General features: G+C 41.9%; 22 protein-coding genes. 15 read left to right on the top strand and 7 right to left on the bottom strand.

From position 1 onward, the window contains the following. Nucleotides 1-198 precede the first annotated feature (198 nt). Nucleotides 199-3,915 carry a methionine synthase gene (gene metH / locus QPX86_RS16250; protein ID WP_285163212.1) on the bottom strand — a complete coding sequence of 1,239 codons (3,717 nt, stop codon included), beginning with the start codon at nt 3,913-3,915 and terminating at the stop codon, nt 199-201. A gap of 535 nt (nt 3,916-4,450) precedes the next feature. Between metH and QPX86_RS16245 the strand changes: the two genes are divergently transcribed. The 8 genes from QPX86_RS16245 (at nt 4,451) to cobO (ending at nt 12,659) form a co-directional block, all read left to right on the top strand. Beyond that, nucleotides 4,451-5,257, top strand: a complete 807-nt coding sequence (locus QPX86_RS16245; protein WP_285163211.1) for a histidine phosphatase family protein — start codon at nt 4,451-4,453, stop codon at nt 5,255-5,257. A 396-nt stretch (nt 5,258-5,653) separates the two neighbouring features. Further along, nucleotides 5,654-6,475, top strand: coding sequence for an ABC transporter ATP-binding protein (locus QPX86_RS16240; protein ID WP_220751875.1), 822 nt, complete (start codon nt 5,654-5,656; stop codon nt 6,473-6,475). Then, nucleotides 6,472-7,593 (top strand): FecCD family ABC transporter permease, encoded by a 1,122-nt coding sequence (locus QPX86_RS16235; protein WP_285163210.1) that lies wholly within the window; start codon nt 6,472-6,474, stop codon nt 7,591-7,593. Before QPX86_RS16240 ends, QPX86_RS16235 begins: the two co-directional genes overlap by 4 nt. Before the next feature lie 4 nt (nt 7,594-7,597). After that, on the top strand, nt 7,598-8,665 hold the full coding sequence (gene cobT, locus QPX86_RS16230) for a nicotinate-nucleotide--dimethylbenzimidazole phosphoribosyltransferase (RefSeq protein ID WP_407696636.1): 1,068 nt from the start codon (nt 7,598-7,600) through the stop codon (nt 8,663-8,665). A gap of 57 nt (nt 8,666-8,722) precedes the next feature. Beyond that, on the top strand, nt 8,723-9,535 hold the full coding sequence (locus QPX86_RS16225; protein ID WP_285163208.1) for an adenosylcobinamide-GDP ribazoletransferase: 813 nt from the start codon (nt 8,723-8,725) through the stop codon (nt 9,533-9,535). Next, nucleotides 9,535-10,179 carry a bifunctional adenosylcobinamide kinase/adenosylcobinamide-phosphate guanylyltransferase gene (gene cobU, locus QPX86_RS16220; RefSeq protein ID WP_285163207.1) on the top strand — a complete coding sequence of 215 codons (645 nt, stop codon included), beginning with the start codon at nt 9,535-9,537 and terminating at the stop codon, nt 10,177-10,179. The genes QPX86_RS16225 and cobU overlap by 1 nt, the downstream gene beginning before the upstream one ends. A 240-nt stretch (nt 10,180-10,419) precedes the next feature. Next, nucleotides 10,420-11,961, top strand: coding sequence for a cobyric acid synthase (locus tag QPX86_RS16215; RefSeq protein ID WP_259651201.1), 1,542 nt, complete (start codon nt 10,420-10,422; stop codon nt 11,959-11,961). Continuing rightward, nucleotides 11,958-12,659 carry a cob(I)yrinic acid a,c-diamide adenosyltransferase gene (gene cobO, locus QPX86_RS16210; RefSeq protein WP_285163206.1) on the top strand — a complete coding sequence of 234 codons (702 nt, stop codon included), beginning with the start codon at nt 11,958-11,960 and terminating at the stop codon, nt 12,657-12,659. Before QPX86_RS16215 ends, cobO begins: the two co-directional genes overlap by 4 nt. A 1,098-nt stretch (nt 12,660-13,757) precedes the next feature. Here the strand turns inward: cobO and QPX86_RS16205 are convergent. Further along, nucleotides 13,758-14,690, bottom strand: a complete 933-nt coding sequence (locus QPX86_RS16205; RefSeq protein WP_220751863.1) for an SDR family NAD(P)-dependent oxidoreductase — start codon at nt 14,688-14,690, stop codon at nt 13,758-13,760. A 71-nt stretch (nt 14,691-14,761) separates the two neighbouring features. Continuing rightward, on the bottom strand, nt 14,762-15,466 hold the full coding sequence (locus QPX86_RS16200; protein WP_220751861.1) for a fibrobacter succinogenes major paralogous domain-containing protein: 705 nt from the start codon (nt 15,464-15,466) through the stop codon (nt 14,762-14,764). A gap of 259 nt (nt 15,467-15,725) precedes the next feature. Here QPX86_RS16200 and QPX86_RS16195 point away from each other — a divergent pair, with 259 nt between their 5' ends. The 4 genes from QPX86_RS16195 (at nt 15,726) to QPX86_RS16180 (ending at nt 19,383) form a co-directional block, all read left to right on the top strand. Beyond that, the gene (locus QPX86_RS16195; protein ID WP_220751859.1) at nt 15,726-16,898 is read left to right on the top strand and encodes an alpha/beta hydrolase; all 1,173 of its coding nucleotides are present in this window, start codon (nt 15,726-15,728) and stop codon (nt 16,896-16,898) included. A 32-nt stretch (nt 16,899-16,930) separates the two neighbouring features. After that, entirely contained in the window at nt 16,931-17,848 is a 918-nt protein-coding gene (locus tag QPX86_RS16190; protein WP_285163205.1) for a helix-turn-helix domain-containing protein, read from the top strand. Nucleotides 17,849-18,398: 550 nt separating this feature from the next. Continuing rightward, entirely contained in the window at nt 18,399-18,635 is a 237-nt protein-coding gene (locus QPX86_RS16185; RefSeq protein WP_220751856.1) for a hypothetical protein, read from the top strand. A 55-nt stretch (nt 18,636-18,690) separates the two neighbouring features. Beyond that, nucleotides 18,691-19,383, top strand: coding sequence for a Type 1 glutamine amidotransferase-like domain-containing protein (locus QPX86_RS16180; RefSeq protein WP_285163204.1), 693 nt, complete (start codon nt 18,691-18,693; stop codon nt 19,381-19,383). 69 nt (nt 19,384-19,452) lie between these two features. Here QPX86_RS16180 and QPX86_RS16175 read toward each other — a convergent pair whose 3' ends face one another. Further along, nucleotides 19,453-20,016 (bottom strand): LemA family protein, encoded by a 564-nt coding sequence (locus QPX86_RS16175; RefSeq protein WP_285163203.1) that lies wholly within the window; start codon nt 20,014-20,016, stop codon nt 19,453-19,455. Between the two features lie 86 nt (nt 20,017-20,102). Then, the gene (locus QPX86_RS16170) at nt 20,103-21,164 is read right to left on the bottom strand and encodes a DUF3137 domain-containing protein (protein WP_285163202.1); all 1,062 of its coding nucleotides are present in this window, start codon (nt 21,162-21,164) and stop codon (nt 20,103-20,105) included. 173 nt (nt 21,165-21,337) lie between these two features. Here QPX86_RS16170 and QPX86_RS16165 point away from each other — a divergent pair, with 173 nt between their 5' ends. The 3 genes from QPX86_RS16165 (at nt 21,338) to QPX86_RS16155 (ending at nt 22,697) form a co-directional block, all read left to right on the top strand. Further along, nucleotides 21,338-21,724, top strand: a complete 387-nt coding sequence (locus tag QPX86_RS16165) for a VOC family protein (protein ID WP_220751848.1) — start codon at nt 21,338-21,340, stop codon at nt 21,722-21,724. A gap of 17 nt (nt 21,725-21,741) precedes the next feature. Continuing rightward, nucleotides 21,742-22,209 carry a Cys-tRNA(Pro) deacylase gene (ybaK, locus tag QPX86_RS16160; RefSeq protein WP_220751846.1) on the top strand — a complete coding sequence of 156 codons (468 nt, stop codon included), beginning with the start codon at nt 21,742-21,744 and terminating at the stop codon, nt 22,207-22,209. 206 nt (nt 22,210-22,415) lie between these two features. Continuing rightward, nucleotides 22,416-22,697 carry a hypothetical protein gene (locus QPX86_RS16155; RefSeq protein WP_285163201.1) on the top strand — a complete coding sequence of 94 codons (282 nt, stop codon included), beginning with the start codon at nt 22,416-22,418 and terminating at the stop codon, nt 22,695-22,697. 198 nt (nt 22,698-22,895) lie between these two features. Here the strand turns inward: QPX86_RS16155 and QPX86_RS16150 are convergent, their stop codons facing one another. Together QPX86_RS16150 and QPX86_RS16145 are read right to left on the bottom strand one after the other, a co-directional pair. Next, nucleotides 22,896-23,936 (bottom strand): DUF4339 domain-containing protein, encoded by a 1,041-nt coding sequence (locus tag QPX86_RS16150; protein WP_220751842.1) that lies wholly within the window; start codon nt 23,934-23,936, stop codon nt 22,896-22,898. Between the two features lie 82 nt (nt 23,937-24,018). Next, the gene (locus tag QPX86_RS16145) at nt 24,019-24,438 is read right to left on the bottom strand and encodes a GYF domain-containing protein (RefSeq protein WP_220751840.1); all 420 of its coding nucleotides are present in this window, start codon (nt 24,436-24,438) and stop codon (nt 24,019-24,021) included. Between the last annotated feature and the right edge of the window lie 166 nt (nt 24,439-24,604).

The following is a 24,604-nucleotide window of genomic DNA, read 5'->3' as shown; positions in this document are numbered from 1 at the left end:
AGGCTTATTCGCTTTGAAAGAATAACTTGGTTGGGGCGGCAAGGGATATCGAAAAGGGAAATGCTGTTGTTTCCCTTTCGTCTGGTGTGGGCGAAGCGCCACGACCTTAATCAGCCGTTAGGCTGAAATGGCAGCGCCATCATCCAAACGAAGTTTGGAACCCCAAAGAGTAATCAAGTGATTACTCAACATCACTCCTTACTCAGGATCATAGTCCAAAACCGGTGCCAACCATCTCTCCGTTTCTTCAAGGCTCATTCCCTTACGAGCAGCATAATCTTCGACTTGATCTTTACCCACATTAGTCACCCCAAAGTAGCGTGATTTCGGGTGGGCAAAGTACCAGCCAGATACCGCTGCAGTTGGGAACATGGCATAGCTTTCGGTGATGTTTAAGCCGATGGTTTCATCTGGCTTGAGCAAATCCCACAGTAAGCCTTTTTCAGTATGATCAGGACACGCTGGGTAACCAGGGGCTGGGCGAATACCTTTGTACTTTTCACGAATAAGCGCTTCGTTATCTAACACTTCATCTGCCGCATAGCCCCAAAACTCTTTACGTACACGTTCATGCATGCGCTCGGCAAACGCTTCGGCTAATCGATCTGCAAGGCATTTAAGCATAATAGCGTTGTAGTCATCATGGTTGGCTTCAAAGCGCTCGACATGCTCATCAATACCATGACCTGCTGTGACCGCAAAGCCGCCCATGTAATCGGCTACACCTGAGTCTTTTGGCGCAACAAAGTCTGATAAACAGAAGTTGTCATTGCCTACACGCTCTAACTGCATACGCAGGTGATGGGTGGTCATTTCAACGCTGTTGCGACTTTCATCAGTGTAAATTTCAATATCATCGTGATTAACAGTGTTAGCAGGGAAGAGTCCCATTACCGCTTTAGCGGTTAGCCACTTTTCACTGATGATGGTTTTTAGCATGGCTTTACCGTCAGCGTAGAGTTTACGTGCTTCTTCACCGACGACTTTGTCATCTAAAATATCAGGAAAACGACCGTGCAGTTCCCAGCTTCTAAAAAACGGTGTCCAGTCGATACGATCCACTAGGTCTTCTAATGGATAGTCATCAAACACTTGGCGACCTAATACATTAGGCTTGAATGGTGTATGGTTTTGCCAATCATGCTGACAGCGGTTTTCGCGGGCTGCTTCAATAGGCACGATGGTTTTGCGTTTAGTTTGTGATAAGCGCTTTTCACGCATGATGTCGTATTCTTCATAAGCGGCATCAATGGTGGCTTGGCGGGTGTCGTTATTAATTAATTTTGACACCATAGGTACTGCGCGTGAGGCATCGGCAATATAAATGGCGCCATGGGGATAGTGGGGCGCAATTTTCACCGCGGTGTGAATTTTTGAACAAGTTGCACCGCCAATAATGGCTGGAATGGTTAAACCTTCACGGTGGAAAGTTTTCACGTTATGTACCATTTCATCAAGGCTTGGGGTGATAAGGCCTGACATACCGATAATATCGATATCGTGCTCTTTTACCGCTTCAAGGATTTTATCAACGGCGACCATGACACCTAAATCAACCACTTCATAACCGTTACAAGCCAGTACGACGCCGACGATGTTTTTGCCGATATCATGCACATCGCCTTTTACCGTGACCATCAAAATACGGCCATTAGACTGGCCTTCTACTTTTTCGGCTTCAATGTATGGATTAAGGTAAGCCACGGCTTTTTTCATGACTCGGGCTGATTTAACCACTTGTGGCAAAAACATTTTACCAGCGCCAAATAAGTCGCCAACCACGTTCATGCCATTCATTAATGGCCCTTCAATCACATCTAATGGGCGAGTGGCTTGCAGCCTTGCTTCTTCGGTATCGTCATCAATAAATTCTGTAATACCTTTTACCAGCGCGTGGGATAAACGTTCTTCTACTGGCCAGCTGCGCCATGCTAAATCTTCTTTTTTAGCGGCTTGCTTGCCGTCGCCGCGGAATTTCTCAGCAACATCAAGCAGCTGCTCAGTATTGGTTGAATCTACAACTGGACAAGGTAAGTTTTGAACCACGTTCTCAACTTTTTCTTTAAGCTCTGGGTCGATATCGTCATAAATCGCCAATTGCCCAGCGTTAACAATACCCATGTCCATACCAGCTTGAATCGCATGATATAAAAACACCGCATGAATGGCTTCACGTACAGGGTTATTGCCTCGGAACGAGAACGATACGTTAGACACACCACCTGAAATCATTGCATAGGGTAGCGTTGATTTGATGTCTTTAATCGATTCAATAAAGTCGACGGCATAGTTATCATGCTCATCAATACCTGTAGCAATGGCAAAAATATTGGGGTCGAAAATAATGTCTTCTGGCGGAAAGCCCACCACATCAACAAGCACACGGTATGCGCGAGTACAAATCTCGGTTTTACGGGCTCGAGTGTCGGCTTGGCCGTCTTCATCAAATGCCATCACAATGGCTGCAGCGCCATAGCGTTTAACTAAAGTCGCTTGCTTAATAAAGGCTTCTTCACCTTCTTTCATCGAAATTGAGTTAACGATGGACTTACCTTGAACGCACTTAAGACCTGCTTCAATCACGTCCCATTTTGATGAGTCAATCATGATAGGCACACGTGAGATATCAGGCTCTGAGGCGATTAAGTTCAAAAACTTTTTCATCGACTCTGCGCCATCTAGCATGCCTTCATCCATGTTGACGTCGATGATTTGGGCGCCGTTTTCAACTTGCTCGCGCACCACATCTAGCGCTTCTTCAAATTTCTCTTCTTTGATTAATCTAAGGAACTTGGCAGAACCTGTCACGTTGGCGCGTTCGCCGACGTTAACAAACAACGAGTCGCCATCAATGGTTAATGGCTCTAATCCTGAAAGGCGACAAGCCACTGGAATATCAGGTATTTGACGAGGTTGGTGATTAATCACTGATTCGCGAATGGTATTGATATGATCTGGTGTACTACCACAACAGCCACCAACGATATTAAGCATGCCTTCGCGCGCCCACTCGCTAATGACTTCAGCCATTTCTTCAGGAGTTTCATCATAGCCACCAAATTCGTTTGGTAAGCCTGCGTTAGGGTGAGCAGAAACAAAACATTCTGAGATACGTGATAATTCTTCAACGTATGGACGCAGCTCTTTTGGACCTAACGCACAGTTAAGGCCAATCGACAGCGGTTTAATGTGACGTAGTGAGTTGTAAAAACCTTCGGTAGTTTGTCCGGTAAGGGTTCGGCCTGATGCATCGGTAATGGTGCCAGAAATCATCACGGGTAGGCGATCGCCCAAGTCATCAAAGACTTTTTCGATAGCAAATAAAGCGGCTTTAGCGTTAAGGGTATCAAAGATGGTTTCGACCATGATGATATCTGCGCCGCCTTCAATTAACGCATTAGTAGACTCAACATACGCATCAACTAACTCATCAAAGCTAACATTACGAAAACTTGGATCATTTACATCAGGGCTGATTGAGCAGGTTCGGTTGGTTGGGCCTAAAACACCGGCAACATAACGTGGGCTACCCGTTTGTGCTGCCACTTCATCAGCAGCTTCGCGGGCAACGCGAGCACCTTCAAGATTAATTTCGGCAGATAACGATTGCATGTCGTAATCGGCCATAGCAATAGTGGTGGCGTTAAATGTATTGGTTTCAATGATGTCTGCGCCAGACAGCATGTACTTGGTATGAATGTCTTTAATGATTTGACGTTGGCTTAACACCAACATGTCATTGTTACCTTTAACATCGCAATGCCAATCTTTAAAACGTTCACCGCGGTAATCTGCTTCTTCCAATTTGTAGTCTTGGATCATGGTGCCCATAGCGCCATCAAGAATCACAATACGTTCATTTAGCGTATTGGTAAGTTGTTCTAGAACCTGACTGTAGGAAGTCGACTTCGTCATATCGGATTACCTTTATTGCAATATTTAATTGGTGCTATTGGCCAATCAATTGAGTGATGAAGCAGTGCGATTAATAAAAATAGCATACCTTTATTTGGTAAATAAAAGGCGGCTTATAATGAAAATCCCTGCAAAAATATTCAGCCCCAATCTCATCTCTAATCTTATCTTTATGATGGGTTAGATATTTGTTTGGACATTTAAACGTATAGACGTCCATAATACGTTTAAATAGATTGTAAGAGCAAGGGCATAACAGAAGTAAGCGGACTACAAATTTGAATTCTGTGTCTTTGAAATCTTTATAATCGCTGATTTTACCAAGTAGACTGTATTATTACGAAGATGAAATGTCGGCAAGTTGCTGATGAAAATAGTGATTTTTCTTGTCACTTTGATTGCAATAGTTACTGCTATTGCTGATAGCTAATGCTGTGAGAACAATACAGCGAGCTAATACTTACAGCTATTACTTATAGCTAATGCTTAACGTTAAGTGTTTCCAAGAGAATGTTTGAAAAGGTGAGTCGTTGAGATGAAACAGGCCAAATTGATATTACTTCGCCATGGTCAGTGCGAGGGCGGTGATATTCTACGGGGAAAAACAGATGTTACCTTATCGCCGCTAGGTTGGGCGAATATGGAAACTGCTCTTAAAAATCTGGATTTGGTTCGCCAAGCTCCGTCTCTTTCAATCTATAGCTCACCTTTACTGCGCTGTCGTCAATTTGCCGAAGAAACGGTCGCTGACATTAATCAGTCAGGTTTGTTCGCGCTTAACTTATCTGAGCAAGTTGCTAAATCAACTACTGTCCCCCCCCTGGAAATAAAGCTCATGCCAGAGTTTCAAGAAATTGATTTTGGTGATTGGGATGGGCAAACCTTTGATGCTTTATATCAAAATGATCCGAAGGCGTTAGATTTATACTGGGACAATCCGTGGGGAAATACGCCGCCTAAGGGTGAGCCAATGACGGAATTTGAAGCCAGAGTCACAAGCGGACTTACTGAAGTGACTCAGCAGCTGGAGTCTAAGTTGCTGCTGAATCAAAAGCAGCAAGAGTCGATTAAGCTCTCGCAAGAGAATATCGCTACAGCGTTAATCGTCACCCATGGTGGCGTGATAAGGCATATTATTGGTCATATACTTGGTCTTGAACGCTGCAAAGGCCTATATGCGCAATTAGCCATTGATTATGCTGCTAGTGTGGTCATTGATGTGTATTGGCCTGAAGCTCAATCATTAAGTCATAACAGCATTGATGGTAATAGTGTTAATGCTGATAAAAAAGTAGCTAGCGACAAAATTAAACCAGTGTATCGTCTGAATTGGCCAAGTTAAAAAGTTACTTAAAAGGTCATTAACTCAGTGAGATATGTCGTACAATAGTGCGATAAGATTGTCAGCCTGAAATCAGGTTATTTATACAAACAAAATTGCGTTAATTTGTTGCTAAAATCTATCTGTATTAACTCGCAGCAAATGAATAGGGAATCATGGTTCACGTAAGTTCACTTACGATGATTAGCATGAACTGTACCCGCAACTGTAATGTGAAATACACTTAGCTTAAACAGCGTGTTATTTCATAAAGTCAGATACCTAGCGCTATTTTTCTAGCTGTAATCAGCGTTATACAACCTGTGCGGGTGACTCAGGCGGAGTGTGAATGTTTTTAATAAGTACGTCCCTCTTAACGGGCAGAGCTGCATATTTAATGGCTAAGGCGATTAATCTATGAGTTCAAAACTTTCTTCAGCGTTAAGCGTTGAACATCTCAGCTGGTCTGTTGATGATAATCAAATCCTCTCACGGGTGAACTTTGCCTTACAACAAGGTGAAATGCTAGGGCTTATTGGGCCTAATGGCGCAGGTAAATCTAGCTTACTGCGTTGTTTCTATCGTTATATAACCCCAGAACAAGGCCAAGTTAAGTTGTTTGGGCAAAATATTAGCGACTTTACTCAAAAGCAGCTCGCTACCAAAGTGGCAGTGGTCCAGCAAGAAACACCGCACTATTTTGAAATGACTACTGAGCAAATAGTTGCTATGGGATTAACGCCCCATAAAGGCTTGTTCGAATCAGACTCCCAAGCAGACAAACGTCATATTGTCGATGCACTTGAAAAGGTGGGGTTGCAACTAAAAGCCAAACAACAATATGAACAGTTATCGGGTGGCGAAAAACAGCGGGCGTTAATTGCGCGCGCCATTGTGCAACAGCCGCAACTATTGATCCTTGATGAGCCGACAAATCATTTGGATATTCGTTATCAAATTCAAATATTAGAGTTAGTGAGGCAATTAGGTATTAGCGTTATTACCTCGATTCATGATCTGAATTTGGCTAGTGCGGTATGTGACCGTTTGTTGCTATTAGATAAAGGCCAATGCGTGGCGCAGGGGTTACCTGATGAGGTGTTAACCGAAGCGATAATCGGTGATGTTTTTGGTGTTTGCTGTCAGGTATCTAAACATCCTCAACATGGTAAACCTTTGATTACTTATTTTTATGGCTATCAAAGCGAACATTCCCATGACATGGAGAATGGTTCATGACATTGGCAGCCTCATCCATAAAATATAAAGCGTTGATAGTGACAACGGCTTTATTAACCCTGATAACCCCTATAGCTGCTGCGAGTTTCGGTGCAGCTAATATTAGTTTCGAGCAAGTGTTCAGTTTGTTTACTTCATCTATTTTGGGCGTAGACCCAATAAACTCTGACGGCACGAGCGCGATAACTCAGCGAATTGTGTTTGAACTGCGCTTACCACGGATAATGCTGGCCTTTATCGCCGGTGCAGGTTTAGCGTTAGCGGGCAGTGTGTTGCAAACTGTCACCCGAAATCCATTAGCAGATCCCTATTTATTTGGTATAAGTTCTGGTGCCTCTTTTGGCGCTGTTTTAGTGTTGAGCTTTTTTGGTAGCCAAGGGCTAGTACACCAGTGGTTATCGGAGTCAGGCAGTCATTTAGCTAATGCTTTATTGCGTTCTGGCTGGTTTAGCCATGATGCTTGGTGGTCTTGGTCATCCCTTAGTTTGCCAATTGGCGCCTTTATTGGCGCTTGTTTTTCAGTGTTATTGGTATTGTCTTTATCGGGTTTTGGCCGCGCAAGCCAAGTGGAAAGAATGCTGTTATCGGGTGTGGCTACCTCGTTTATGTTTGGCGCACTCACCAGTTTAGTCTTGTATTTTTCAAGCCCTCAAGCGGCGGCATCTGTATTGTTTTGGAGTCTAGGCAGTTTTGCGAAAGCGAGCTGGCAAGGGCTGGTTATACCTGCTGTAGTCGTAAGCAGTAGTATATTGATTATTCTGGCATTTAAGCGTCAAGTTATTGCCATACAAGCAGGAGATGAAACTGCACATTCCTTAGGTGTTAACGTCTCGAAATTACGTTTATATATGTTGATTTTGTGCTCGTTAATTACTGCGGTATTAGTCGCAAGTTGTGGCGGTATTGGCTTTGTGGGGCTAATGATCCCTCATACCGTAAGGTTACTGTTTCCTGGGCAACAACCCATTTTAACCACCGCACTCGTCGGTGGATTATTTATGGTGTGGATTGATGTATTCGCCCGTTGTTTACTTGCCAATCAAGAATTACCAGTGGGGATAATCACAGCTGCAATTGGTAGTGTGTTCTTCTTATTTGTTTTACGCCATCGTCGATAAGACGCTGTTTTGGAGTATAAAAATGTTTGCAGTAGATCCTATTAACCATCATATCGATGAACAGATCCAACATAAAATAAACCAAAAAACTAAGCCTCTAGGGGCTTTAGGCCTATTAGAAACACTGGCAACGCAAATTGCTAAAGTGCAGTTTGCTAAACAATTTAATGGCAGACACAAATTGTTTATTAAGCAGCCTGCCATGTTGGTATTTGCTGGTGACCATGGAATTGCTGCTCACGGTGTGTCTATCGCACCAAGTGAAGTTACCAAACAAATGGTGGCAAACTTTGCATCTGGCGGTGCGGCAATTAATGTCTTTTGTCGTCAAATGGGCTTAAACCTTGAAGTGATTGACTGCGGAATGTTAACTCCAAGTGATCATCCAAGTGTCACTAATCATCGATTGGGTTCAGGCACACAAGCTATTCACCAAAAGCCTGCCATGAGTTTATTGTCGGTTAAAGATGGTTTTAGTTATGCCAATGAAGTGGTGCAACGTCATTATGACTCTGGCTGTAATTTAATTGCCCTTGGCGAGATGGGGATTGGTAATACGTCTTCAGCCGCTGCTGTTATGGCTGCATTATTAAAGCTTAATGTGAAAGACTGCGTTGGCCGCGGCACTGGTATTAACGATGAAGCTTTTGCGTTGAAAACTGAATTATTAACTGTAGCGATGAACTTACATCGAAGTAAACTCAATGACCCAGTAAATATCTTGGCGTGTTTGGGGGGCTTTGAAATTGTGCAAATGACCGGAGCAATTTTAGCTGCTGCCGAGAAAAGAATGTTAGTGGTGATTGATGGCTTTATTGCAACTGCTGCCGCTTTAGCTGCCGTTGCATTGCACCCAGATGCACGTGGATATTTGATTTTTGCTCATCAGTCTGATGAGCAAGGCCATGTAAAAATGCTTGAAGCATTAGATGCCAAGCCAGTTCTATCACTTGGTTTAAGACTAGGTGAGGGCACAGGCGCAGCGCTTGCACTGCCAATTATTGAAGCTTCGGTAAATTTCTACAATGAAATGGCCAGCTTTGAAAATGCAGGTGTGAGCAATGTGGTTTAGAAATAACATTTTTAAGCTTACCCGCTAGCGATAAGTAAACTCATCAAGGATTAACACATGTCTCATGATCCGCAAACTGGCGCATTTTTAAATCTGGGCTGGCTCAGAAAACAGTTAAACCTGCTGTTAATCGCGGTTAGTTTTTTTACGCGGATCCCAATTCCTGCTTGGGTTGAATTTGATAGCGATAAACTTAATAAAGCCAGTCGCTATTTTGGCGTTGTTGGAGTTATTGTTGGCGCTGCTAGTGCTTTGGTATTTTGGTTAACTCAGTTTATTTTCCCCAACAGTGTGGCAGTGATCTTAGCCATTATCACTGGCGTATTAATAACAGGTGGCTTTCATGAAGATGGTTTAGCTGACACCGCCGACGGTTTTGGTGGTGGCTGGAAAGTCGCAGATAAATTGAAAATCATGAAAGATTCTCGCATTGGTACTTATGGCACCTTAGCGGTGGGATTAACCTTACTATTAAAGTGGCAACTATTGGTTGAAATTGCACTTTATAGCCCATTAAAAGCAGCAATAGCCTTGATAGTAGCGCATCCTTTAAGTCGAGTTGTTGCGGCGAGTATGATTTTTTCTGAGCAATATGTCACTGAAGATGACGGCAGTAAATCTAAGCCTTTAGCTCAGCACCAACATATCAATGACTTATTGATCTTATGCTTGAGTGGCTTTGCTGTTTTAGCCTGCTTAAATGGGCTTGTCGCATTTGTCTTATTACTGGCTTTGGTCGCGTTAAGGCAATTATTGATTTGGGGATTCAATCGCCAAATTGGTGGCTATACAGGTGACACTTTAGGGGCAGCACAACAAATTAGTGAACTGATGTGTTATTGCATCTTTTTAACCATAGGTTTGAATTAATGATCCATCTTGTTTTAGGCGGAGCTCGTTCTGGCAAAAGTCGTTATGGCGAGTCGCTTGTTGAAAATTATGCTGCAGAGCAGATTGCAAAGCATCTCAAGCAATCTGTTGAGCACTATGGCGAAAATAATGTCGAGAACAGTGCCGAACAGCATGTTGAAAAAGATTCTAAGCCAAGCATTCGTTGCGTTTATATTGCTACGGCCACCGCCTTAGATGAGGAAATGAGCCAGCGCATCGCAAAGCATAAACAAGATAGAGTAGACGCGAATATAAGTTGGGAGCTAATTGAAACTCCACTTGCCTTAGCGTCAACTTTAATAGAGCAAAACGCCGATGATACAGTCATTTTGGTTGACTGTTTAACTCTGTATCTAACCAACCATTTAATTGCCAGTGAAGAAACTCATCGCAATGGCGTCGACGATTTGTGGCAACAACAAAAACAAGCCCTGCTTTCATGCTTACCAAATCTTAAAGGGCAGATTATTTTTATCAGTAACGAAGTCGGCTCTGGCATAGTGCCATTAGGTGAGCTCACTCGACGTTTTGCTGATGAGGCAGGTTGGCTCAATCAAGCTATTGCGAAACAAGCTGATAAAGTCACTTTAGTGATTGCAGGCTTGCCTTTAGCGCTTAAGTAAATCACTCAGTTTTGTACTGTGGTTTATTAAATCCATTTTCATATACCTATTCAAGCTTAAGGGTGATTGGCGTTAATGAGCAATCAAGATAATTTAATTCCTGCAATGAAAAATGCAGTTGTGAAAAATACTGTTGTGAAAAGTGCTGCTGAGATGAAGCACGATACTAATTCAGATTCTAATTTCGCCACTAAATCCGTCATTAAACACGTTTATCAAGCTGGCGATGCTAAAACCTTGATGGTGCAAGGCACCACATCTGATGCGGGTAAAAGCACCTTAGTCGCTGGTTTGTGTCGTTTATTTGCCAGAAAAGCAATCAAGGTTGCACCATTTAAACCACAAAATATGGCGCTCAATAGTGCTGTAACCAGTGATGGTGGTGAAATTGGCCGCGCCCAAGCCTTACAAGCAGTAGGATGTAAGCTTGAACCTCATACTGACTTTAACCCTGTTTTATTAAAGCCAAGTTCAGATACTGGCTCGCAAGTTATTATTCATGGCAAAGCGTTAACCACACTTGAGGCGCAAGCTTTTTTTGGACCCGAAAGCCAGAACTACAAGTCCGTTGCCATGAATGCAGTACTGCAATCTTTTGAGCGCTTAACTGCGCAATATGAAATGGTCATTATTGAAGGTGCTGGCAGTCCTGCCGAGATAAACCTACGTGAAGGTGATATTGCCAATATGGGCTTTGCTGAAGCGGTAGGTTGCCCAGTGATCATTATTGCCGACATTGATAAAGGCGGCGTGTTTGCTCATTTGGTCGGCACGTTAGCTCTACTCAGTGTATCAGAGCAAAACCGCGTAAAAGGCTTTGTGATTAATCGTTTTCGAGGTGATATTAGTTTATTGCAGCCGGGCATCGACTGGCTTGAAAACTATACTAATAAACCTGTGTTAGGAGTGCTGCCTTACTTACATGATTTACACCTTGATGCGGAAGATGCGCTGGTGGATAGCCCGCAAACAGTAGCGCAAACTAAGACAGAAAAACTAAAAGTATTAGTATTGGTATTTCCGCGTATCAGCAACCACACTGACTTCGATCCATTAAGGCTTAATCCTAATGTGGAGTTCAATTATGTCAGTATGCAAACTCAAGCCGCGAACGCCGCTTTCCCTCAAGCTGATGTGATTATTCTGCCAGGCAGTAAAAATGTCAGGGCTGATCTAGCATTTATGCGCGAGCAAGGCTGGGATATTGAACTGAGTCGACACCTTCGCTATGGCGGTAAAGTGATTGGTATTTGTGGGGGGTATCAAATGTTAGGTAACGCCATACACGACCCCAATGGAGTTGAAGACAACGCAGGTTCATCCAAAGGCTTAGGATTGATTGATACCGAAACATTGCTAACGGATGATAAGCGGCTTCAACAAGTGCAAGGGGTGATTTCTCTTAACAATCAGCAAGCTCAAGTGGCTGGATATGAAATCCATTGCGGCGAAACACAATTTAATCGCCCCGAAACACGCTTACCTCAGCCTTTGACGCTTCGTCACCATGTCCTAAATAGCGCTGAAACTATGATTAAAAGTGACCAAGCCACTAGTGAATTTGCCGAAGGTTTTATCACTGCAGATAATCAGATTTTAGGCACTTATGTTCATGGCCTATTTGATAGCCCACAAGCTTGCCAGTTAATATTGAACTGGGCAGGTATACAATATGTTGATGCCATCGATATTAATCAACTTAGAGAGCAACAACTTGAACGATTAGCCGATGTGCTTGAAGCGCATTTAGATATGGACAAACTAACAGGAAGTCTTGCATGACACAGTCTGACAGCAACGCTAACAATGGTGCTAATAATGACACTGAAAATAGCGCTCACGAAAATGAAACCACACAAATAGACGCCAACGAAGCGACAACCTCAGACACCAAAGCTGAGCGTCATAAAGCGCGCCAACAAAAGCTCAAAGAAGGTGTCGATGCTAAAATTGCAGCAGCTCAAGAAGAGAAAGGCATTTTATTGGTGTTGACAGGCAACGGTAAGGGCAAATCAACTTCAGGGTTTGGTGCAGTAACTCGCTGTGTAGGTCATGGTCAAAAAGCGGCGGTTGTGCAGTTTATCAAAGGCGGCTGGGAATGTGGTGAACGTAACCTACTTGAAAAAGTCGGCGTTGATTTTTACGTGATGGGTACTGGTTTTACTTGGGAAACTCAAGACCGTGAAAAAGACGTTGCAGCTGCTGAATCAGCTTGGCAGGATGCCGAGAAGTTACTCAAAGATGATTCGCTTAACTTAGTGTTATTAGATGAGCTAACTTACATGGTGACCTATAAATACATTGCATTAGAGCGGGTTATCGAAGCCCTTAAAAACCGTCCACCAATGCAACATGTCATTATTACTGGCCGCGCTTGTCATCGAGAAATAGTAGAGCTTGCAGATACCGTCAGTGAAGTACAACCCATCAAACATGCTTTTAATGATGGCGTGAAAGCGCAGCTCGGATTTGATTATTAATCTAATGCTTGTGCTTAGAGCTTATGTTTAGAGTTTGTTTTTCAAGCCTAACTAAGCTTTAGCGAATTTCTAACAAAGAAATATTAAACTTCGAGTCAGCGGCTTCAACGCTGACTCATTTTTGCCCCTTTCCTTGTTTACTATTTTGAAAACTCTACGTCATGGTACTTAGTAAGAATCAGGTTTAGACATGTGGATTTCACACTGGATTTCCAAACTCCGTTTGGATTAACGTCGTGGCGCTTCGCCCACACCAGAGCAAGAAAGGTGAAACTGCTCACCCCTCTTGCATCTCCCCAGCAGCTCCGGCGAAATTTAAACAGCAAAATTTCCAACGGAGAATCATCCAGCTTTAAACTTCGTTTGTATTCCGCTTCGATCATCTTCAAAAATCACTAACGCTTCCGATGGGGGCGTCCCTTCGCCTCGAAAACTAGCCAGAATCTTAAGTGCAGGATGCACTAAATGCCTTAAAGCACATGGATGTGCGAGAAAGGCCATGTCAGGACTCACGCGATTCTCTTGTGATGCTCTCAAGCCTACTGGATACACAAATAAAGCCAAATCGAAGAAGTAATAATCCCAGTGTAGATGCAGCAGCGAGCTTCAAAAACATGGATGTTTTGACAGAGCTTACAGGGACCCTGCTTTAAATAAAGAATGCAGCGTCTCGCAGTTGTATCTGCACATAAGGTAGCTCTTTCACATCTGAACCATAGGGATATGGTAAATGTCTTTATGATGTATGGAACATCATTGACCATGTGATCGCGACATTTCGTTCGTCTTGTACATCCCAGCGGCAGGCAATGGATTAGATTGAAGTAGTGATCTTCTTTAACCAACCCAATATAAATGAAGTGAAAAGTTAGTGGTTATAACACGTTTATGCACCGTTATGGTTTACGCTTCAAGTCCGCAAAATTATGTTCAAGTCTCTTTAATATAGAAAACTAATGAGTGGTAACTAGCAAGAACGACCTCATTTGTCTCATTCATAGTACTATGCCTGCAAAAGGTTCTATCAAGTCGATAGCTATACAGATGCATTTATTCGGTTTTACATCTTCGGTGCACACGTCATGGACAACATCGGTACTAAACTGTTAGAAATTGATTGATGACAGTGTTAGCGTTGTTTTGTGCTGATTGGCTACCTATAATTTCAGGCCAGTGGTCTACCTGATTCGCCAGTGCACCTGTCAGCCCTTTCTTACTTCCCCACCAAGCGCCTGTCTTAAATTCATCGCTGTTTAATAGCACATCGACATAACGTTTAGCACCAACATCTACAGAGTGTGCCTTTCCAAGCTTCTGCATCACCCACATAGCGGAATCCATGACCCACTTTTGGTGCCAAGGTAGTGACGCCGTACCAGAAGTGCCACGAGCCATACCTGGATCAACCGTGATAAATCTTTTATCTGTATGCTCTCGCGCCATGCTCATCGTCCATAATGCGCCCATGAGTTTCACCGAACCATAAATATCCGTATAGTTTTTGTTTTCAGCAAATTTTTCACCATTAACCACGCTCGTCCACTCTTCAATTGACCCCTTTTGAATTGGAGGACGACCTGCCCGAACTTCAGGGGCACCTCTTGCGGCAAAGCTTGCGACGTACATAACTGAACCACCAGTTGAGAGTTTATTTTTTTTAATCAGGTGATTGGTAAATTGAACATGTCCTAAAACATTGATCGCAAATATAAACATTACGCCATCTTTAGTTAGCTGAGTTGGGGTTGTTCCTCCGCCACCTCCTGCGTTTAAGATAATGGCATCCACTGGCGTATCAAGGTTATCGACTGCTTGACGGCATGATTCGACGTCGCCAACATCAACAAGTAAAATCTCAAAAATATCCTTACCTGTTGAATCTTCTAATTGGTGAAGCGCCTCTTCAGCGCGTTTTTTATCTCGGCATGCCAATACGATTCTCGAAATGCTGTCTTTTTCAGCGAATTGTCGTGCTGCTTCAAACCCAAGTCCTGAGTTTGCACCTGTAATTAAAACTGATGAATAGTTCATAGTGTTTACCATTATTAAAAAGTGTAAAGGCGGCGCAAGGCCATGAATTAATTGTTACGACGTTCTAAAAATCAGTCTTCAATTTTTACGCAACGAACAGAAAACATGTAGTCCTTGGTGCTTGTCGCTCGGCGGATCTCGCCTTTATGAGCATTCCACCAAGAGTAAGCAAGGGTTCGTATAATCGCTTTATTGTCAGTTGAAGCACTAGCTGTCCAAAATTCAGTGTAAGCACCTTGAGTGATGTAGAATCCATTCCACTTCACTCCGGCAGGTCGTGCAAAAAATCGATGTTTATTTACTATTGATGGATCGAATTCTTTAAACAGACCATCGTTTTGGGATTCTTTCAGTTGTACGCCAATGTTTTGCTCACCTCCACGCCAACCATTTTGGTTAATTTCTTCTTCGGACATGCCTATATTGCGCTCTAATTGCTTCCAATCATCATCGGTTGCTACGCGCCAACCCACAGGGCAAAGCTTTCGCTCATCAGAGACATCATGCCAATCGTATAGCCTGCCATACTTCAATAGGTTATCTGGTTCATCTTCAGGGATTACCCCTGTTCTTACCGCAGAGCCGTCTTGAAATGTTGTACTTCTAAGCCCTTCAGCTAACCAAGTTTGATCGCCTATTGTGACGGTACGGTAGCTATTTTCTTCTACATCTTGAACCGTGTCCTCTAGTTGATATAGCTCTTTATTCATGTCGTTGGCTAATGAAGCTGTTGCTGAAATCATGCAGACCCCTATGGATAATATGTACTTTTTCATTAATGAGTCCCTCAGTATCAACCTTGTACTTTAGGCTGCTGTAAAGATGTCGAAATTATAGCCGCTTACCTTTTCATAAACTTATACATTTCCACGATTATTGGTGCTTGCTTGTAAGTCCAATTTAATCAAGAGTTTAATGGGTTTCTTTCTATTGAAAGGCTCATAACTTTTTAAGATATGAATAAGTTTCGGTTGGATATTTCAATTAGAATTCCCTTATACATTGTAACTAAGGCCTACAGAGGAACACCTAGCAATGAAAGCGAACAAATCTTCATTGATATTAATTTTAGCGACTTTATTCATGATTATCGGTGGCTGTTCCAGCAACGACATCTCCCGTGTACCAATGTATGAGTCAAAGCAGTACTTCAATTACTTACAGCCGACTTTTGACCAATATGTGGAAACGACAACGGAGTGGTTAAAGGAAAATCGAGCTTTTATCACTGAACATGAGCAGCACACAATAGAGTTAGCAATGAACGCACCTTACACTAAGGGGAATCCAAGCTCAGAAAAAGCGATCTTGCTTGCACATGGTCTTGGTGACTCGCCTTTTAGTTTTACTGATATTTCAGATTCTCTTGCTGAGCAGGGCTTTTATGTGCAAGTGGTACTTTTGCCAGGTCACGGCAGTAACCCTAGACACATGGAAATGGCGAACTATCAAGATTGGCAAATAATGGTTGATCATTATGCCCAGAAGTTAAAACAACAATACGATGAAGTTTGGCTAGGAGGCTTCTCCACGGGCGGTAACTTAGTATCTATTCATGCATTAGAAAATCAGGGAGTGGATGGTTTAATGCTATTTTCACCTGGGTTTCAAACGATGACGCCAATACTAGAAAAATTAACGCCATTGGCAGCCATCTTTACTGAAGGCTGGTTCACAGAAGAGAGTAACCTTGCTAAGTACAATTCTGGGCTTCTTGCCAGTGCATTAGCTTATTCAGAAAGTGCTAAGGTGTTCCGCAATAAAATCGCTGGTCGAAAACTGGATATTCCCGTGATGTTAGTTATATCAGAGGCGGATAGTGTGATTGATGCGAATGCTCTAAATAAATACTTTGATCAACATTTTACTCACTCTAAAAGTAAGTTGGTTTGGTATGGGGAGAACACCGAATTTAACCTGCCGAAAAAAGTAGAATACTACTCAATGCAAAGAGATGATCTTAGAATTAGCACAGCTTCTCACATGAGCCCTTTATTTGCACCCGGCAATAGCTACTATGGACAGTATGGAGAAAAAATAATCTGTGAAAACAGTTTGAGCTCTTCTGCTGTAAAGGCGTGCAATCAGGGGGAGCAAACTTGGTTTTCAGCATGGGGTTACACTGAGGCTGATCGTATTCATGCTCGACTAACTTGGAACCCTTATTACACCGAATTGGAAAAAACGATGAAAGCAGTCGTCCTTTAGGCCGATTAGATAAATTATTTGAGAGTAGACAAATGACCAACACACTGCACATAAATTCAATTTCTGACCTACATGCTGCGTTAGGGCTAGGTGCTCCTACTCATCCGTTAGTGAGTTTTTTCAAACCATCTCAGGTCAAACAGGGAGTAAAGGAAGATGTCAAAATCTGTTTTGATCTCTTTTTAATTTCTTTGAAGGATTCCGCTCATTGCACGGTTGGCTATGGTCATACAACCTATGATTTCGATAAAGGAACGATGACGTTTATGGCTCCCGGTCAAGAAGTGTTAATTGCAGCAACGGAGCCACTTGAAGATTCGTTGGGTTGGACTATTGCCTTTCACCCTAAACTGATAGCAAGGTCTGACCTTTATAACAAAATGTCTGATTATTCTTTCTTCGAGTACCAGACTAACGAGGGTTTACACCTTTCAGAACGTGAGCGTGTGATGGCCACTGATATTGCTTCTAGTATCGCAAATGAAGCCGAAATGAATGTGGATAAGCATACTCAATCGTTGATCTCCTCGAATCTTGAATTGTTACTTAAGTATTGTACTCGATTTTATGACCGCCAATTTATTGTGCGTTCTGATTTAAATCACGATTACATAAGACGCTTTAATCAGCTTTTAGACTCATATTACCAAAGCGACAAACCTTTTGAAGAAGGCATACCTACGGTTCAATACTGCGGTAAAGAGATTGGTTTGTCGCCTTACTACTTAAGTGATTTACTGAAAAAAGAGACAGGTAAAAATGCTTTAGAGCATATTCATCTGTTTTTAATTGAGCGAGCTAAGAGTCTGATTTTGAAAACCAATGACAGCATTACTCAAATAGCCTATGAGCTAGGTTTTGAATACCCACAACATTTTTCAAAGCTCTTTAAAGCAAAAACAGGAGTAAGCCCACGGCAATATCGAAATGAACCAACTGCAACAGGCTAGCAATGTTAAGGTTGTACTAGGGTAAGTGAAACACTCAATTAATCCGTTGAGTGGTAATTTAGTGAAATCTCTAGCAAGGTGTGGTTAGCCACTCTGATAGCAGATGTGTTTTCAATGATTCTAACCTTGTTGTTTCTGGTAAGTAGTGACAAGCAACCCAAATTGATAGACTAATCACACAACCTTGTTGGCGTCAGACAAGGTTCAAATCAACGATTACTGCTGGAATGAAGGTTTGCTAGTCAAACAACTGCCCCCGACGATTCAATGGCTAGGGGCTAGGGCAAGCTCTCTGTGGCAAGAGCATCATTAATCAGGGCTGGTCGTATTTTTTACCACCTCCTTTCATGTGACCAGCACCGCGTTCAACGCTGTTAGGTTACGTTTTGCAATACTGAAACTAATCAATATCGTTCTAATTTAGAAAGACATATAACACGCAATTGTCCAAAAGTTAGCTAGGTAAGAGATAGCAACCCATCTATTTTTTCAGTTAATGCTAAGCTGAATACTCAGAATAAGTGAAGGTGTTGTCGTTAAGGAGTGACAGATGAAAACAATGACTTGTAAACAACTCGGTGGTGCTTGCGACGAGAGGTTTAAGGCTGATACATTTGAAGACATGGCGCAGTTAAGCAAGCTACATGGTATGGCGATGTTTCAGCAGCAAGAGCCTGCTCACATGAAGGTGATGGCTGAGATGTCGCACTTAATGCAAGATCCTGCAGCTATGCAAGCCTTTATGGACGACAAACGAAAACAGTTTGATGCATTACCAAATGACTAAGATTACGATAAAGCCATTAGGTTGTGACAAAACAAGATAGGGATATTAATATTTAATGAATTTGGTTTTACTCAGCAGTACTGACTCACACGTCGCCGAAGCGGCAATTTCACACTTGATTAAGCATATGCCGAATGACTTTCATCAGCAGCCTGTGGTGTATCTTGCCTCTGAACCAGATCCGCACGGTGAGTATTTTGCGCCAATTAAGAAAATGTACCAAGCGTTAGGGTTTGAAGAGGTTATTTACCTTGAGCTTGAGCAGGGCTTTGAACCGAGTACCAGTACAGCATTAAAGCAAAGTTCATTGGTGCACCTGTCTGGCGGAGATACTTATCGGTTTTTACATTGGCTGAAACATCGCGGAGTAGATAAGGTATTACGATACCTAGCTGATGAGGGTAAACCTATTGTTGGCGTAAGTGCGGGTGCGATGATAATGACGCCAAGCATTGATTCTGCAGTGTTGTGTGGCGATGAAAATAATGTGGGCTTAATCGATACTAAAGGTTTGAACTTAGTCAGTTATTGCATAGTGCCTCATGTGACTAAACCTATAGTGACTAACTCTACAGTGACTAACTCTACAGGGGCTAGCCCCATAAAAGACTTAACAACATTTGAACTGTTTCAGCTGAGCAGTGAGCATGAATTGTTATTGTTGAGCGACAATGATGCGGTAACCGTGTTAGGTAACAAGCAGCAGTTTTTTGGTGAGCCGCAGCTATTGCGAACTAATTCTAATTAATACCGATATACAAAAACGGGGCATAGTGCCCCGTTTCGTTATTTAAAGGTATTCGTACTAGAACTTATATTAGAATTTGGGCGTATATTCAAAAGCGGCTTGTGCTTTACTATCAGTGAATACTTCAATCACTTGCTTCTTGTTGAACATTGAATTGACGATGTTGTTCGGGAAAGATTGAATGCACGAATTAAAGTTAGCTACATTTTGGTTAAAAATTCGCACTGCAGCACCGACATTTTCTTCTTGCTCGGTGATCTCATTCATAAACTTAGAAAAAGACTCAGAGGCTTTAAGTTCTGGGTAGGCTTCAACGGCAACGTTAATACCCTTAATTAAATCCTGTGAAGCCCTATCTACATCACTTTGCAGTTTGGTATCAATATTATTGTCTTGCAGTGCATTAATCCCTTGACGCAACGCGGTGATTTTAGGCAGCAACTCTTTCTCATAATCTTTGTGCTCTTGAAGCACTCTATCAAGCTCAGGAATAATTCGACTGCGCTGTCTTTCTTGGGTTAACACATCAGCCCAACCACGCTGAACGGCGTTGTGCTCTTTGACTATGGCGTTGTAAATCATAAAACCTGCAATAGCAGCGATGACAACGATTGCGAGTATAATATAAGACATTTCCATGGTGCTTCCTTGAGTGTGACTGTCTGTAATTATCAGAGAATATATCTGTAATTATCAGAGAATATAGTTAAAAAGCGAGCTTAATTTGTGTGGCGTATAATTTGGTTCACAAAGCCAAAAATGCTGTTTACGGTAAACAATGAGGTGTCATTGAGTAACTCTTCTTTAAACGCAGCAGGATTGGTGATGTCGTGATCCATTGCTGGATTCAATAAATTAGTATTATGCTGATTGATCAATACACTGCCATCGTGGGCAAATTCGATAGTGAGGTTTTTAAGTTTATTACCCAATTGCTCACACGCTACCACCACAGCTGGCTCAAGAAACTTTGCAGCATCAAACTGTGAGTTTGCTTGGACTCTAAAGTTCTTTTCAAACTCTCTAGATGCAGGCATAAAGCTTTGCGACCATTGTTTTGATAAACGCGACTCACTAATGACAAGATGGGTGGTTTTATTCAGCGGTGGCAGTATGACTCCCTGGCGGTAATAATGGTCGTATACCGTGCGAGTACGGGTGCGTGTTCCACCTTTGCCATCTGACTCTGTATAAGTTTCGGTTCTTCTATCAACGTAATGATGATACACCACGCTGGCACGAATTAACCCTAAGTCGGAATGAAAGTCGATCTCTTTACCCCACTCAAGATCTTGTGAGTAATTACCACGTTTAAAGTCGACAAATTTATTTTCAGCGTTATTTAAAAACTGTTGCTGACAATCGGTCATATTATAAAGGTGTTTGAGGGTTTCATCACGAAGCAGCCGTGATACTTTATCGACTTTTTTACGCCGTGCTACAAATATGTATATAGCGACCACTAGGCTAATGATACAGAAGATAAACACACCAAAATCTATATCAGAGTATCTATAATAACGGCCTTGCTGCTCTAGATAGAACCAGTAGCCAATCGCTGCAAATATAGCTGCTGCCATACCAATATATAAATTAGTATTTTTATACCGTAATTGATTTGGGTAGTCGATGGCTTTATCTAACGCCGACTTCACGACATCAATTGACTCTGAACGAGACACTTGTGACTTAAGTTGAGTGAGAAATTGGCTCAGTGCTTTATTATTTGCTGGTTTGTCGGTTGCGACGAGTTCAGGCTCTGGCGATTGAACTTGAGACATGTTTATCCTTGTCTACATCTTTACCTCAATGAGTAGTGATATATTACAAGGCGAATAAAAAGTGTAAAGCATTGTTTTTAATGTATTTGAGATACAATATGATACGAGCAATACTTGACGGTATTCAACTAAAGAATACAGTTCAAACATTTGAACTGTATTAAGGGGTTTTTATGGCAACGTTAGCGTGTTTTGATCATATTCATATTTATGTAAAAGACCGGAAAGCTGCTGAGGTTTGGTATCGAGAAGTGCTTGGGTTTAATGCTGTTGAAACATTAGCATTTTGGGCTGTAGGTAATGGCCCATTAGTGCTTGCTCATCAACATTTGCATCTCGCATTATTTGAATCTCAGGCCGACAAAAGAACGACAGTGGCGTTTGGTGTTGATGCGACTAATTTCTTTTTATGGCAACAAAAGTTAACTGACCACAGGGTGAGCTTTACCGTGAGTGACCATGAAATTACTTGGTCGATCTACTTTTGCGATCCCGATGGTAATCCTTTTGAAATCACCAGCTTTGATTATGATGCTATTCGTGAATTAGCGAAAAATTAAACAAAGAAGAGTAACTAATGACTCCCGCGATTAACCTAGTTAAAAAGCATAGAATAGAGCATGAAGTACTTGCCTACGAGCATGATGCGAATGCTGAGTCTTTTGGTGATGAAGCTGTGGCAAAACTGGGTCTACCTGCTGAACAAGTTTTTAAAACATTAGTGGTGATGCTGGACACTAAAGAGCTGGTGGTTGCTGTGATACCTGTAAACAAAAAGCTAAACCTTAAGCTGATCGCAAAAGCCGCTTTTGCGAAAAAGTCAGTTATGGCTGATAAGCTTTTAGTTGAGAAAACAACAGGGTATGTTTTAGGTGGCGTGAGTCCATTGGGGCAAAAGAAGCGTTTACGGACAATAATTGATCTCTCCGCTCAAGGATTTATGACCATGTATGTTAGTGCGGGAAAAAGAGGGTTAGATATCGGTTTATCGCCAGTTGCTCTTTGCTCGCTAACCCAAGGTCGTTTTGCAGATGTTGCGGTATAACGATTTTTGTAAGCACTAATTCAAAGGGCTAATTCCTAGGGCTAATTCCTAGGGCTATCTCATAGGGCTATCTCATAGGGCTATCTCATTGTAACCAAAACCGATAAGATACTTGGACCCTTTATTGGTAATAATAGAATAAGCGCCTTATAGTATCTTGCGCCGAATGATGTAAACCACATTAAGCTGTATCTCAGGAATCGAAAATGAATCTAGACAAATCAAAGAAGAGAATTGCTAAGAAAGTGAAAGCAGGTTTTAAAGGCTACCCGCTAATTAATATTATTTACCAAGGTGACAGCGCCGATATCGCTCAGCAAGTTGTGGTTGAGTTTGTCTTTGAAGAAGGTGCAGAAGCGCAGCAGGAAGTATTTAAAAGTACGGCAGACGCTAGACAAGATGAAGTAATTCAAACGGCATTGATTAAAATCATTGATAGAGCAGATGCTAAAACGGTTACAGAGTCAGAGTCTTTAGTCGTTGTTTAATTGATACTGCTCAGCTGTCGTGTTTGCAGAGATTAAATCAGAAATAATAAAGCCCGCTTAAAACGAATAAAAAAAGGCTTATCGCAAGATAAGCCTTTTTATTTAATCTATACATCAGTTTGACTTTCAAACACAGATTTCTGCACGAGTACGATTATTAGAATGTCTTAAGAGGTCATGCCATACAATGCCAATCTATTAAGAGGCAATGTAATGAGTACGTCTTCTTCGGCGTCTCATACGACCTTCTTTCTCTTCTTCACTTTCCTCTGCTGTTCCATCATTTGCTGAATCTGCAGACTTTTCAGTTTTAGCTTTTGCTTCGGTACTCGCCGCCAGTTGATTTACATCATCCGGCGTTTCGGACTTTTTTTCATTTCTCTTAGTGTCCCCCTTGAAGACGGACTTGATGATGCTAGTAACACCTGTTACACCAGTTTCATCAGCTTGCTTGTCTTCAGAGATATCTTCAGAGAATTCAATTTTATCAATTTTCGGCTTAGGCTTTTTAGGCGCTACTGCCACAGGGTCAAGGCTTTTGGTCGCGCTGACTGTTTTCGTTGCTGTTAGTTCAGCAACTGCGCTGTCTTCTTCAGCTGATTTAAGCATGCTTTCAGCAAGTGCTTTTTGGATCTGGTTGCTGATTTCTGACACGTTATCTGGCGAAATGCTCGCGCTTTCTGCTTTTGCTGCTGGTGCAGCTACTGAAGCAACAGTTGGAGCACTGATGCTATTAGTATTTTCAGCTACTTGCTTGGCAACACGTTGATTAAAGTCTGTTGTGACTTCATTCACTTCTGTTTTCGCAATTGATAATGCCGAAATTAACTCATCAAATGAGCCTTTGAATGAGTTGTATTTGCTCTCAAAAGGGTCAATGTTTGATTTAACTTCATCAGTTAAATTGATGGTGAGCTTTTTGTATTGATTAATTTCTTGTTCAAACTCAACCAGCACACTTTTAGTCGTTGAGACGCTTTCTTCCATGCTAGCGACTTTGACTTGTAGTGCTTTTTCTTTAGCTGCAAATTCTTCAATTAATGCTTGAGGGATCAGCGCTGGCGGAACCATTGCAGGCACTATATGAGCGAACTCTTTAATGCAACTTACTGGTTTCCATTGTGTAAATGAAGGGTGCCAACCGTAACAGTCGCCATCTTTCAATAGAAATTCTTTTGCTTCAACTTCGTTTAACGGCCCTGTTACTTGACCATTTTTCGAAAAATACCATTTTTTCATAGTCGTATTCTTTTTATTTAGTTAACAACAATTGTTATATGCCACTCAGATTATCTAGTGTTTTAAGTCGGGTAAAACTTAATTAACCTACACCTGAAAGTGTTTTCTGTAGTGCAGCATATTGTTCATTAACGCTACGAAGCGTCGCTTCAACTTTTTCGTTCAATTCTTTTGTCGTTACTTTGTAACGGCTAGAATCTCGTCCGATATCTGACATTGAAGAATTAATCGTCTTAAGGGTGGTATCAATTCGACCTAACGCAGAATTGAGTTCACGCTCTTTAGCAGTAAAACGTTCGATTAACTGCTGTGGAATCTCCGCAGGAGGCGGTGGCGGAGATACATTGATGTCAAACTCTTCAACATGACTTACTGGTACCCACTGTGCATAAGACGGGTGCCAAGCATAGACATCAGGATTTGATGCAATAAATTTATTGGAATCAGCTAAGCCTAAAGGTCCACTGATTTCACCATTATTTGAGAAATACCACTCTTTCATAGTCCACTCTTATCCTTAATCGTGTAGTAAGCTAATGTTTTTATGAATACAATCAACAGCTTTTGGTGATTTCAAAAATACAACGAAGGAAAACGTCAGCTCGCAGGGTTATTGTTTATAAAACCGCATATCATACGAACTGGTTACATTAACCCATATTGATTAA

The sequence above is a fragment of the Shewanella goraebulensis genome, from assembly GCF_030252245.1.
In the GTDB taxonomy this organism is placed as follows: Bacteria; Pseudomonadota; Gammaproteobacteria; order Enterobacterales; family Shewanellaceae; genus Shewanella; species Shewanella goraebulensis.
This window is presented reverse-complemented; position numbering and strand designations above follow the sequence as displayed.

Coding starts and splice junctions, on each gene's coding strand:
- metH (WP_285163212.1), bottom strand. CDS start 3,915: ATGACGAAGTCGACTTCCTACAGTCAGGTTCTAGAACAACTTACCAAT.
- QPX86_RS16245 (WP_285163211.1), top strand. CDS start 4,451: ATGAAACAGGCCAAATTGATATTACTTCGCCATGGTCAGTGCGAGGGC.
- QPX86_RS16240 (WP_220751875.1), top strand. CDS start 5,654: ATGAGTTCAAAACTTTCTTCAGCGTTAAGCGTTGAACATCTCAGCTGG.
- QPX86_RS16235 (WP_285163210.1), top strand. CDS start 6,472: ATGACATTGGCAGCCTCATCCATAAAATATAAAGCGTTGATAGTGACA.
- QPX86_RS16225 (WP_285163208.1), top strand. CDS start 8,723: ATGTCTCATGATCCGCAAACTGGCGCATTTTTAAATCTGGGCTGGCTC.
- cobU (WP_285163207.1), top strand. CDS start 9,535: ATGATCCATCTTGTTTTAGGCGGAGCTCGTTCTGGCAAAAGTCGTTAT.
- QPX86_RS16215 (WP_259651201.1), top strand. CDS start 10,420: ATGGTGCAAGGCACCACATCTGATGCGGGTAAAAGCACCTTAGTCGCT.
- cobO (WP_285163206.1), top strand. CDS start 11,958: ATGACACAGTCTGACAGCAACGCTAACAATGGTGCTAATAATGACACT.
- QPX86_RS16205 (WP_220751863.1), bottom strand. CDS start 14,690: ATGAACTATTCATCAGTTTTAATTACAGGTGCAAACTCAGGACTTGGG.
- QPX86_RS16200 (WP_220751861.1), bottom strand. CDS start 15,466: ATGAAAAAGTACATATTATCCATAGGGGTCTGCATGATTTCAGCAACA.
- QPX86_RS16195 (WP_220751859.1), top strand. CDS start 15,726: ATGAAAGCGAACAAATCTTCATTGATATTAATTTTAGCGACTTTATTC.
- QPX86_RS16190 (WP_285163205.1), top strand. CDS start 16,931: ATGACCAACACACTGCACATAAATTCAATTTCTGACCTACATGCTGCG.
- QPX86_RS16185 (WP_220751856.1), top strand. CDS start 18,399: ATGAAAACAATGACTTGTAAACAACTCGGTGGTGCTTGCGACGAGAGG.
- QPX86_RS16180 (WP_285163204.1), top strand. CDS start 18,691: ATGAATTTGGTTTTACTCAGCAGTACTGACTCACACGTCGCCGAAGCG.
- QPX86_RS16175 (WP_285163203.1), bottom strand. CDS start 20,016: ATGTCTTATATTATACTCGCAATCGTTGTCATCGCTGCTATTGCAGGT.
- QPX86_RS16170 (WP_285163202.1), bottom strand. CDS start 21,164: ATGTCTCAAGTTCAATCGCCAGAGCCTGAACTCGTCGCAACCGACAAA.
- QPX86_RS16165 (WP_220751848.1), top strand. CDS start 21,338: ATGGCAACGTTAGCGTGTTTTGATCATATTCATATTTATGTAAAAGAC.
- ybaK (WP_220751846.1), top strand. CDS start 21,742: ATGACTCCCGCGATTAACCTAGTTAAAAAGCATAGAATAGAGCATGAA.
- QPX86_RS16155 (WP_285163201.1), top strand. CDS start 22,416: ATGAATCTAGACAAATCAAAGAAGAGAATTGCTAAGAAAGTGAAAGCA.
- QPX86_RS16150 (WP_220751842.1), bottom strand. CDS start 23,936: ATGAAAAAATGGTATTTTTCGAAAAATGGTCAAGTAACAGGGCCGTTA.
- QPX86_RS16145 (WP_220751840.1), bottom strand. CDS start 24,438: ATGAAAGAGTGGTATTTCTCAAATAATGGTGAAATCAGTGGACCTTTA.